The sequence below is a fragment of the Actinoplanes sp. NPDC051633 genome (assembly GCF_040681735.1).
GTDB lineage: Bacteria > Actinomycetota > Actinomycetes > Mycobacteriales > Micromonosporaceae > Actinoplanes.
In genome coordinates this window covers 1-2,711 of the sequence record NZ_JBFAZH010001044.1, presented here as the reverse complement: position 1 = coordinate 2,711, position 2,711 = coordinate 1, and the positions used below count along the sequence as shown (strand labels likewise).

At 70.2% G+C, this 2,711-nt stretch carries 4 protein-coding genes; 1 reads left to right on the top strand and 3 read right to left on the bottom strand.

The features are described 5' to 3' along the window. The 3 genes from AB0M20_RS36615 to fabG all read right to left on the bottom strand — a co-directional run. Positions 1-347 (bottom strand): hypothetical protein (locus AB0M20_RS36615; protein ID WP_364305268.1); only part of this gene is annotated, 347 nt, incomplete at its 3' end. Between the two features lie 57 nt (positions 348-404). Continuing rightward, complete coding sequence (gene fabI / locus AB0M20_RS36610) at positions 405-1,172, bottom strand: enoyl-ACP reductase FabI (protein WP_364305265.1); 768 nt, start codon at positions 1,170-1,172, stop codon at positions 405-407. 12 nt (positions 1,173-1,184) lie between these two features. After that, positions 1,185-1,889 (bottom strand): 3-oxoacyl-ACP reductase FabG, encoded by a 705-nt coding sequence (gene fabG / locus AB0M20_RS36605; protein WP_364305263.1) that lies wholly within the window; start codon positions 1,887-1,889, stop codon positions 1,185-1,187. A gap of 82 nt (positions 1,890-1,971) precedes the next feature. Here fabG and AB0M20_RS36600 point away from each other — a divergent pair. Next, a partial coding sequence (locus tag AB0M20_RS36600; protein ID WP_364305261.1) for a histidine kinase dimerization/phosphoacceptor domain-containing protein occupies positions 1,972-2,711 on the top strand: 740 nt, incomplete at its 3' end.

Here is a 2,711-nt window from a genome sequence, read left to right as displayed (position 1 = left end):
GTGCCGCCGCCGGTCACGTCGATGGTGGTGCCGGTGGGCGGCGCCGGGATGGTGATGACGGTATTCGGCGCGGCGACGTCACCGGTGTTGGTCACGGTGACCGTCGGGGTGGCCGAGTTGCCCGGGACGATGGACTTCGGCGAGCGGTTGATCGCGCCGAGCAGCGCGATGTCCGCCCGCAGACCCTGGCCCTTGGTGGTGATCGTGCCGACCGCGGCGTAGGCCGCCGGCGGCGGCCCGGTCAGCGTGACCGCGAGCAGGACCGCGACGGCCGCCGCGGCGCGCCGCAGCAGGGGTGTTGCACTGCGCCGCAGCCTGGGAGCGCCACCGGGGCAGAGATTCGCCACGAAGCGAACGTTAAGCCTGACTTATACGAAAGATCCTCCGTTTTGAAAGAATCCTGCTCAGGCACCCAAGGCGTGATAACCGCCGTCCACATGGACGATCTCGCCCGTGGTGGCCGGGAACCAATCCGACAGCAGGGCACAGATCGCCCTGGCGGCCGGCTCCTTGTCACCCAGGTCCCAGCCCATCGGCGCGCGCTCGGCCCACGCGTCCTCGAACTGCTCGAAGCCCGGGATCGACTTGGCCGCCATCGTGCGCAGCGGGCCGGCCGACACCAGGTTGCTGCGGATCCCCTGCTTGCCCAGGTGCAGGGCGAGGTAGCGGGACGCCGACTCCAGCCCGGCCTTGGCGACGCCCATCCAGTCGTACACCGGCCAGGCCTTGGTGGCGTCGAAGGTCAGCCCGACGATGCTTGCGCCGCGGCCCATCAGCGGCAGGCAGGCCGTGGCGAGGGCCTTGTACGAGTACGTGGACACCTGCAGCGCCTTCGCCACGTCCTCCCAGCCGGCGTTGAGGAACTCGCCGCCCAGCACGCTCTGCGGCCCGAACGCGATCGAGTGCACCACGCCGTCCAGCCCGTCCACGTGCTCACGGACCCGGTCCGGCAGAGCGGCCAGGTGCTCGTCGCTGGTCACGTCGAGCTCGATCACCGGCGCCGGCTCGGGCAGCCGCTTGGCGATGCGCTCCACCAGCGAGAGCCGGCCGAAGCCGGTGAGCAGCACGGTCGCGCCGGCCTCCTGCGCGATCTTCGCCGCGGAGAACGCGATCGAGGCATCGGTGATCACACCGGTGATCAGCAGTCGCTTGCCCTCGAGCAGTCCAGACACCTGTACCTCCACTCAGTGGCCCATGCCCAGGCCGCCGTCGACGGGAATCACCGCACCGGAGATGTAACCGGACGCGTCGCTCGCCAGCCAGGTCACCACGCCCGCCACCTCGTCCGGCGACGCCAGCCGGCCGGCCGGGATCGCCTTCAGGATCTCCGCCTTGCGCGCCTCGGGCAGCACATCGGTCATCTCGGTGTCGATGAAGCCGGGCGCCACGACGTTCGCCGTGATGTTGCGGGTGCCGAGCTCACGGGTGATCGAGCGGGCCACGCCGACCAGGCCGGCCTTGCTCGCCGCATAGTTGACCTGCCCGGCGCCGCCGTACAGGCCGACCACCGAGGAGATGAAGATCATCCGGCCCCACTTGGCGCGCAGCATCTTGCCGGAGGCGCGCTTGGCGCAGCGGAAGGAACCGGTCAGGTTGGTGTCCAGCACGCGCTCGAACTGCTCGTCGGACATCCGCAGCAGCAGCGTGTCGTCGGTGATGCCGGCGTTGGCCACCAGCACCTCGACCGGGCCGAGCTCGGCCTCGATGGTCGCGAAGGCGGCGTCGACCGCGGCGCTGTCGGTGATGTCGCACTGGACCCCGAGCATGCCGTCGGGCGCCCCGCTGCCCCGGTGCGTGATCGCCACCCGGTCGCCGTTCTTCACGAACGCCTGCGCGATGGCCAGCCCGATGCCGCGGTTGCCACCGGTCACCAACACCGTGCGAGCCATCGGACCCTCCTCGACGTCATACCCAGGTATGAGCAACCACGGTGTGACGACCGCCTGGTGTCATCGCCGTAACCTGCTGGGAATGGAGACTAGCGGCCAGGTCGTCGCGCGTGACGCTGTGGGGCCGTTGCGTCGTCTCTTCCTGGGCCCCACGCACACCGTGCAGTGGCCGGGCCACCCCGTTTTCCGGTACGCGGTGCCGATCGGCATCCTGGCGCTGATCGGTCTGGCCGCCACGAACATCCAGTTCCTGCGTGAATCGCGCGACATGTGGGGGCTCTACGCGATCCTGCTGTCCGTCGGCACGGTGCTGCCGCTCGCGGTGGCGGTGCGCCGGCCGGTGGTCGCCTGGCGGATCGCGTACCCGATGCTCTTCCTCGGCACCCTCTACGCCCCCGCGGACGACACGTGGCCGTGGGCGCCGTTGCAGATCATCGTTTTCCTCCTGGTCATGGCGCTGGTGGCGATCGTGGAGGACACGGCGCTGACCGTCTGGGCCACCGGCTTCAACATCGTCGTCCCGTTCGTCTACTCCGACACGGCCAACGCGACCGGCCAGATGCTGCTCTTCTCCGCCGTGGCCCTCGTCGGCGACCTGGTCTTCCGCCGGCGGCAGAGCAGACGCGCCCTCGTCGAGCAGACCGAGCTCACCGAGCTGGAGCGCGCGAGACGGGCGGTGCTCGAGGAACGCACCCGGATCGCCCGCGAGATGCATGACGTGGTGGCGCACCACATGTCGATGATCGCGGTGCAGGCCGAGACCGCGCCCTACCGGGTGGACGGGCTGACCGAGCCGGCCCGCGCCGAGCTGGCGGGGATCGC